The organism is Mesobacillus sp. (assembly GCF_047739415.1).
Taxonomy (GTDB): domain Bacteria; phylum Bacillota; class Bacilli; order Bacillales; family Cytobacillaceae; genus Mesobacillus.
In genome coordinates this window covers 1-6680 of record NZ_JBIQOE010000222.1, presented here as the reverse complement: position 1 = coordinate 6680, position 6680 = coordinate 1, and the positions used below count along the sequence as shown (strand labels likewise).

The following is a 6680-nucleotide window of genomic DNA, read 5'->3' as shown; positions in this document are numbered from 1 at the left end:
ACCTAGGAGTTCTCCTAGGTTTTACAACATTATTTTTATCTCACAATTTAAACCCTATGTGGTATAATGCCAATTAATGATTTAAGTTTCTTCTGATACCGAAATAAGTGAACAGGGAAACAGTGGATAAAATGGTTAATGAGGCAATTTCGAACTTCACGTCGCGGTATGTGACGGAATTATCCTTCGTAAAGTACATCAGACCGAAAATAAAAACAGATAAAACGATAACGGTAATAATGATATCTAATTTCTTCATTTTATTACCTCCAATTCTTATAGTATAAAGGGGTGCGATCATATTGAATCTGGAACATTTAAAGACATTCATAGCGGCTGCTAAATATGAGAGCTTCTCCCAGGCAGGAAAGATGCTGAATCTTTCACAGCCAGCCGTCAGCCATCAAATCAGTCAGCTAGAAACTTATTATAATAAACAATTGTTTATCAGGGGCAATCGCAAAATCAAATTATCAGAGGCTGGAAAAACATTGTATGAACATGGCCAGCAGTTGATCGCATTGAATGAGAAACTGGAAAACCTTCTGGCAGAAGGGGACTCAAGTCAATCAATCAAGATTGGCTGCAGCAATACAATCGGTGAATGCCTGATCTCAAAGGTGGTCCAGGATTTCATCAAGCTGAATCCTGATATAACCAGCCATCAAATTCAGATCACCATCGGGACATCTGTGCATATTACAGATTTACTTTATGCTTCTGAAATTGACCTAGCTCTTGTCGAGGGACAAGCTGGCCGATATGAACTTTATTTCTCATGAGTTCTATGATGACTTGCTTGTTCTTGGTGTATCTCCACAGCTTAGGGCAGATCCGGCAAACCAGGACCCTTCAACGCTCGAGGAAATGACCTGGCTGATCAGAGAGCCGGGCTGTGCGATGAGGCAGGCTACGCTGGATTTATGGAATGGCTTGAATATCAAACCAGAATCCGTCCTTGTGTATAATAGCAACACACTCATCAAAGAAGGTGTGAAAAATGGACTTGGTGTGGCTGTCTTTTCCAAGCTGGCGATCTGCCCCGAGATTAAAACAAGACAGCTTATGGTCAGTTCTTTCAAAGACAGGGACCGTTTCCGCCCATTTTACCTGTTAAGGAAGGATAAACAGTTCAAATCAAATCTTCATGAGAGACTATGGGACTATATAAAAGAATTAGATGAAAATCCCAATGCTTCCTGTTAAGAAGCATTAGGATTTTTTTTATCCAGCACTAGCGGTTGATTGGGTAATTGCGCTTTTTTATTCTTTATCCTTATTTTGTTCAGCCAATTCCATTTCTAGCTCAGTCTGGATTGAAAGGGATTTATGCTCATCAGAAGCAAGATAATCGATGATTTGCTGTCTCTGTTCATCGGTCATTTTAGCTCCGTTCCCTTTCATACGGTCAACAACTGATGTCCATGCCTCGGGACCTTTACTGTTGTTTCTCATGATACGGCCGATATCATGGCATGTTAAGCAAGTGCCGAGGAAGGCTTCTTCATTGACATTCCTCGCATCTGGGAATACAAGTGTGGAAGCTTTCTTGATTTTGTTAGCTTCTTCTTCATTGCCTTTTTGGTTAGCCAGAAGCTGTTCCTTAGGTACATTTGTCTTGATGGCGATTCCGTTAGGGTTCAACCCTACAGGAATTGTCTGTCTGAAATCCTTCTTCTTGGTAAGGTCGATTTTTGTAAGGGTCTTATCTCCCCAGTTCGAACCGAACATCATGCTGCCATCAGGACTCCAGCTTAGCCAGTGGATATTCTGGACGCCCCAGATTTTCCTTACAATCTTGTAGTTGTCTTCTGGATCCAGCACTGTCAAATACCCAGCACCATTCTGTGAAGTATACCAGTATCCGTCTGGACCAAGATAAGGGATGTTTGTTCCGGGACCTGTTTTAATTGTCTTGATGAACTTTAATTTTTTTGCATCAATGATGGAAATGGATCCATCATTACGGTTGCCTGTTACAAGGTCATAGGTGTCACCCATGAAATGGACGTTAACTGGCTTTGGAATATCCTCGAATTTCTTGAGAAGTTTTTCCGACTCCGCATCATAGACAGCAACCTCATCGTCCGCTGTGTTTGAAACAGCTACAAGCTTGCCATCGTTTGACATATCCATTCCGGAACCTGTTCCTTTTCCGTAGTCAGTTTCGGTTCTTTCCAGGTTTCTCATGTCACCTGTTTCGATGTCGATGACTGTAATGAAAGGTTCTGCCTGCAAGCTGACAAACAACTTTTTGCCATCGGGAGTGATATTCAAATCCCTTGGCTTTTTACCAACATCTTTGAATACCTTAACAAGTTCAGCTTTTTCTGCATCAATCATTCCAACCGCGCCAACGCCGTTCAAAGAGGTAAAAGCATATTTGCCATCCCTTGAAAACGTTAAGTGTTGAGGAGCGGGATCGGAATCAAATCCAGGAAAATCAATGTTATGGGATTCCAGAGTTTTCATATTGATAGCTAGCAGGCTTGTTCCGTAACGCTGTGTCGCAAAAGCCCATGACTGGTCCTTGTTCAAGTGGACATGGTGGGGTGTACCTGAGCTTTGGATGTATTTTACGGTATTGCCAGTTTTAATATCAGCTATGGCAATACCGTTACTAACTTCGTTTGCTGTCAAGATCCAGCCTTCGCCGTCCCAGTCCTTATTGGTATCCGCGTTTCCGTTCGGCTGGTCTTTCCACCAGTTAGATGAATAGTCTTCATGGATCGGAGGAAGATCCTTCTTGTTTACATCATCAAGAGATGTATCTTTTACTGCGGCTTCAGAGCAGGCAGTAAGAGAAATTGAAAGTAGTGCGAATGCTGACAGTTTCAAGATTTTATTCATTTATGTTTTCACCTCGCTTTGTTTTTCTTTAAAACCATCCAACAAGCAGGACTAGTACAAGGGCAGTCGTTGTACCCCATGTAATCCATACTCCTGGATGTGTAAGCCATTGAGTTTTATCATCCACACGTGAAATGCCCTGGGCAAGTCCGTACGGGCAAACCTTACAGAATGAGTTCCTAGCCTTGTAAGATAAAGCTGTATATAGCACAGCAGTTGAAGTGACAAGGAAGAAATATTTGTTCATTTTAAAGTTTACGAGTGATTCCCAGATTGTAATCGGGTTATAAAAGTAACTTACAGTCGCGTAAGCCATGCAGATGCTTACCACAAAAGCCAGCAGGAAGGTTACCGCTTTTCCTTTCTCACCTAATTTTGCTTCAATCTTATTCAAAAGCATGCTGAAGGTATTGTGCGGGCATGCATACTGGCAAAATGCCCTGTACACGATCAGCGATAGTGCCAGGAAAGCCATCAGGAACAAGAATAAGAAAACGAAAAATAGATAGCCAGCTTCATAGGATAATTCGAAGCCGAATAAAAACAATTTTTCATTGTCGATATCCATCCTGAAGCCGTTCCAGAATGGAAGAGTGAAAATAATGATAAAAAATGCCCATCTTGTTATAGTTTTACCCACAAGAATCCTCCTTTCCTTATCTGTAGTCCTCTAAGTATTCATAAACTTTGTCGATTTCTTTCTCTGTATAAAGGTGCCCGATGGCAGGCATCGTGTTACGGCCTTTTTTAATGACATTCTTGATGTCCTCTTCCGGCATCCTGTCGGTTACACCTCTCAAGTCAGGTGCTGCACCTGTAGCATGGCAGTTCAGGCAAGTGCCCTCAAAAATAAGCTCTCCTTTATTATCCTGTGGAGCGGCAGCAGGTTCGACTGCAAGCTTTCCAGGCATGAAGATCGCATATCCGATCGCCCAGATGGCTACAACATAAAATACAGCTACGAGGAGCTTAGGCACTTTATTGCGTTCAATTTTTATACCAGAGACGATATCCGCCTCTTTGCTTTCATGTTGCTGATATTCTTTTTTCATTTTTTACACCTGCCTTTAAAATGCTCTTTTAGAAAATCATTACCTTAAACTCCGGGGTTTAAGGTAATGATTATGAAAATTGGCTTAATTATGGTCCATTGATTCTGCTTCGTTCATTTCTTTCTTGTATTCTTCCAGTCTCTCTTCTGTTGGTTTAAGACTCATCAAGTAGGCGACAAGGTCATCAAGTTCCTGATTCGATAGATAATCGAAAGATGGCATGATTGTTCCAGGGCTTGTAGATTGAGGATCAATCAAGTGCTGGCGCTGCCAGTCTTCGTTATATTTCAAGCCAACCCACATTAAATCCGGGCCTGTACGGTTAGAGCCCAACAAATGTGGTAAATCATATTTATAGTCTCCGCCCTGAGATACTGGACCAAGATTTTGGTTCGTATCAGCAGGCAATGCTCTTACAAATTGTGTATGGCAAGTCTGGCAGCCGTTCTGGATATAAATTTCTCTTCCTCTAGCTTCAGCGGAATCCTCTTGATAGTTGCGGAGCTCGCCGCTCGCAGTTGCAGAGTTGATTTCCTGATCGAAGAGGGGAAGGATGACCGTTCCGGCTACACCGAAAGTCCATAGAATTAAAGCAACGATTAATACAGCTGATGGTTTACGTTCCAACGTGTTCCCTCCTCATTAAGCAGTAGCAGCTTGTTGCTCTGCTTGCTGTTTTTTCTCAAGTTTTGCAAGTTTAATAGTCTTATACATATTCCATGCCAGGAAGAATTGAGCTACATACATCATTGTTCCACCGATTGCGCGGCCTTGTACGTAAGGTTCCATCATCAATACAGTCTGCAGGAATGGAACGCCTTCGATCCATGCGAATCCTTGGACAACACCAGCGATCCACAATGAGAATGCGAATACTAGGAAACCGACAGTAGAGAACCAGAAGTGAGCTTCCATTGCTCTCTTACTGAACATTTCACGTCCAACGATTTTAGGCAGGATGTAATAGATTGCTGCGAAAGATGTGAAAGAGAACGCACCGAATGGTCCCATATGTGCATGCCCAACAGTCCAGTGAGTGAACTTAATGACTGAACTCACAGATGGAAGGGCTTGCAACGGCCCTTGAAGACATGCAAACAGATAAAAAATCGTACCCGCAACTGTGAAACGAAGAGGTACACTTGTTCTAGTCTGTGACCAAGAACCTTTCATTGTTCCCCAGAAGTTAGCTAAAACTGCCCATACCGGGATCAATAGTACAATTGAAGGGATAACCCCAGCTTTAGAAATCCATCCTGGGATTGGTCCATTCATCAAGTGGTGAGGACCATTCCATACATAGAAAGTAGCGATTGCCCAGAAACCAATCATGGATAACTGGTGGCTGTATAATGGACGTCCTGTCAATTTAGGCAGCAAGTAGTAAATCTGTCCAACACCGACAGTTGTCATCCAAAGGCCGATTGCGTTATGTCCAAGGAACCAGCCCATCAAACCTTGCTGTACTCCACTTGGAATCCATTGTGCCGGGAAGTTTCCGACAATCCAAGTCAATGGCAGCCATAGCAATGATCCAAGGAAGTACCAAAGGCTGACATAAAGCATTTTTTCCTTGCGGCGTCCAACTGTCTTGAAAAGGTTATAAGCAACAAGTCCAATTGCGACAAGAAGCTGAACGTCTACCCATAATGGGAATTCACCGTATTCGATTACCTCGGTCTGGCCAAGGAGCAATGCGAAGAATCCTTCCAAAATGACAATGTTATAAAATACTAATGAAAAATTACCAAGCTTTTCACTAAAAACCTTTGTCTTAGCAAGCTTTGGAATCATGTAGAACATTGAGCCTACATAAGCCATTGATAACCACGCGTAGATGACGAGCATTACGTGTGCCGAGCGAACATGCCCGTAAGTGAACCAGCGATTGTTCAACAATTCTGGCCAAATTTGCTTTGTTGCAGTAAGAAGTCCCATGCTCATGCCGATGATGATCCAAAAGACAGCAGCGATGAACCAATTCTTGGAAGAACTCCATTTTTCGTCTGTAAACATTTTGACACTCCCTCGTTCATAAAATAAACACAAATATTTCACAATTTCTTCACAATCTGCTATGTTACATGATACATCCCATAGAGAAATAAAGTTATTCAAGTTTTTTATAGTGTTATCCAATTGTTTTATGCTTGCTATATAAATGGTAAAATACCGCGTTAATTTACAATTTTTCCAAAAAAAAACAGAGCGAAAAGATTTCGCTCTGTCAGGGGATTATTAGTTTTGCTCTTCTTTTTTATTATGCTTTTTGCGCAGTGTATCAAGGACGAAGATAATCAGGATGGGCACTCCAATGTAATAAAGAAAATCGAAGTATAAGCCCAGGGATTCATGTTCCATTTGTTTACCTCCCAAGTAATTTTGACCACATTGTAATCCCAAAGGTGTCTTTTTACAACCCCCTAAAATATACTCTGGACGGTTTCGGGAATTTCTGTTAGAGTAATTCGATAGTATAGGATTTTTAACAATAGGAGGTGTAAAAATGGTACCAGGAGCTTGGATCTTACTATTGGTTATGATTGCATTCACTGCGTCCGCGGGGATCATCTGGGCATGGAGCAAGAAAAACGGGCTTTACGATGAAAGTGTAAAATATAGGATGCTTGATGAAGATTAATCAAGCCTGACTCACAATCTTTACAATCTGCTAATTATAAAGATATATGAATCCAGGCTTTTATTTCTTTTTATTATTCCACTATTACTTCCACTATTACTTCCACTAGTTCATTCTGCTTTATTTCTTATTATCAT

At 41.5% G+C, this 6680-nt stretch carries 10 protein-coding genes; 3 read left to right on the top strand and 7 right to left on the bottom strand.

Features of this window, described 5'->3' with window-relative positions; translation table 11 throughout:
• Positions 1 to 73: 73 nt before the first annotated feature.
• Positions 74 to 259, bottom strand: coding sequence for a hypothetical protein (locus ACH0QE_RS17915; protein WP_415801858.1), 186 nt, complete (start codon positions 257 to 259; stop codon positions 74 to 76).
• Positions 260 to 302: 43 nt separating this feature from the next.
• On the opposite strand from ACH0QE_RS17915, the gene ACH0QE_RS17910 reads away from it, so the two are divergent.
• A complete protein-coding gene (locus ACH0QE_RS17910; protein ID WP_415801857.1) occupies positions 303 to 782 on the top strand; it encodes a LysR family transcriptional regulator in 480 nt (159 codons plus the stop codon).
• The gene (locus tag ACH0QE_RS17905) at positions 763 to 1206 is read left to right on the top strand and encodes a LysR substrate-binding domain-containing protein (RefSeq protein WP_415801856.1); all 444 of its coding nucleotides are present in this window, start codon (positions 763 to 765) and stop codon (positions 1204 to 1206) included. Before ACH0QE_RS17910 ends, ACH0QE_RS17905 begins: the two co-directional genes overlap by 20 nt.
• A 57-nt stretch (positions 1207 to 1263) precedes the next feature.
• Here ACH0QE_RS17905 and ACH0QE_RS17900 read toward each other — a convergent pair whose 3' ends face one another.
• From ACH0QE_RS17900 to ACH0QE_RS17875, 6 genes are all read right to left on the bottom strand, one after another.
• Entirely contained in the window at positions 1264 to 2850 is a 1587-nt protein-coding gene (locus ACH0QE_RS17900; protein ID WP_415801855.1) for a hypothetical protein, read from the bottom strand.
• Between the two features lie 28 nt (positions 2851 to 2878).
• A complete protein-coding gene (locus tag ACH0QE_RS17895) occupies positions 2879 to 3490 on the bottom strand; it encodes a 4Fe-4S binding protein (RefSeq protein WP_415801854.1) in 612 nt (203 codons plus the stop codon).
• A gap of 16 nt (positions 3491 to 3506) precedes the next feature.
• Complete coding sequence (locus ACH0QE_RS17890) at positions 3507 to 3902, bottom strand: c-type cytochrome (protein ID WP_415801853.1); 396 nt, start codon at positions 3900 to 3902, stop codon at positions 3507 to 3509.
• 84 nt (positions 3903 to 3986) lie between these two features.
• Positions 3987 to 4529 (bottom strand): cbb3-type cytochrome c oxidase subunit II, encoded by a 543-nt coding sequence (locus tag ACH0QE_RS17885; RefSeq protein WP_415801852.1) that lies wholly within the window; start codon positions 4527 to 4529, stop codon positions 3987 to 3989.
• Positions 4530 to 4544: 15 nt separating this feature from the next.
• Complete coding sequence (locus ACH0QE_RS17880; protein WP_415801851.1) at positions 4545 to 5918, bottom strand: cbb3-type cytochrome c oxidase subunit I; 1374 nt, start codon at positions 5916 to 5918, stop codon at positions 4545 to 4547.
• Positions 5919 to 6140: 222 nt separating this feature from the next.
• Positions 6141 to 6263 (bottom strand): hypothetical protein, encoded by a 123-nt coding sequence (locus tag ACH0QE_RS17875; RefSeq protein WP_415801850.1) that lies wholly within the window; start codon positions 6261 to 6263, stop codon positions 6141 to 6143.
• A gap of 145 nt (positions 6264 to 6408) precedes the next feature.
• Between ACH0QE_RS17875 and ACH0QE_RS17870 the strand changes: the two genes are divergently transcribed.
• Positions 6409 to 6543 (top strand): hypothetical protein, encoded by a 135-nt coding sequence (locus ACH0QE_RS17870; RefSeq protein ID WP_415801849.1) that lies wholly within the window; start codon positions 6409 to 6411, stop codon positions 6541 to 6543.
• Positions 6544 to 6680: the final 137 nt, after the last annotated feature.